At 58.6% G+C, this 821-nt stretch carries 1 protein-coding gene; it reads right to left on the bottom strand.

The features are described 5' to 3' along the window. Positions 1-765, bottom strand: a 765-nt coding sequence (locus tag X735_RS01000000166665; protein ID WP_032909652.1) for a DDE-type integrase/transposase/recombinase, incomplete at its 3' end; no start/stop codon positions are given. Between the last annotated feature and the right edge of the window lie 56 nt (positions 766-821).

The raw sequence follows: 821 nt of genomic DNA on the forward strand, positions 1-821 counted from the left end.
TTCGACCTGGCCGTTGGTCCATGGGTGCCTTGGCTTTGTCGTTCGGTGGTCGATATCGGCCTTGGCGCAAGTATGTTCGAAGGCGTGCGCCCATATGATTTCTCCCGCCGCCATGGCTTCCTTGATCAGCGGAACGGCCGAGCCGCCGGCACCTGGGGTCGTGAACTGAATGCCGTTGTCGGTAAGCACTGTGTGGATCTTGTAAGGGACAGCATCAAGAAGATGGCGCAGGAAATCGGCGGAGACCGCTGTCGTTGCCTTCTCGTGCAGCTCGACGAAAGCGAACTTCGAGGTCCGATCTATGGCCACGAACATATGCAGCTTGCCCTGCTCGGTTCGGACCTCGGCGACGTCGATATGGAAGTAGCCGATTGGATAGGCCTTGAACTTCTTCCTTGCCGGCTTGTCGCCCTCGACATCCGGCAACCTGCCTATCCCGTGACGCTGCAGGCAGCGATGCAAGGATGACCGCGACAGATGCGGGATCGTCGGTTGGAGAGCATAGAGGCAATCGTCCAGTGGCAGCAGCGTATAACGCCGAAAGGCGACGATGACCGCCTCTTCCTCAGTCGATAGCACTGTCGACTTCGGATCTCTGGGGCCAGTCGGAAGATCGGCGGCCGACGTCCGGTTCCTCCACTTCCTAACCGTCTTCTGATTGATGCCGTAGCGCTTCGCCAGCGCCCTCAGGCTCTCTTGACTATGCTGTATCGCTCGACGGATCGCCTCTGTCGTCGTGGCGCTCCCATGAAGAACCTGGCCCATAGCGCATCCTTTGATTCGGACGAAAAGTATGCGCCATCAAAGCCTGGGATCAAACA

Origin of the sequence: Mesorhizobium sp. L2C084A000, from assembly GCF_000502875.1 — a bacterium.
Taxonomy (GTDB): domain Bacteria; phylum Pseudomonadota; class Alphaproteobacteria; order Rhizobiales; family Rhizobiaceae; genus Mesorhizobium.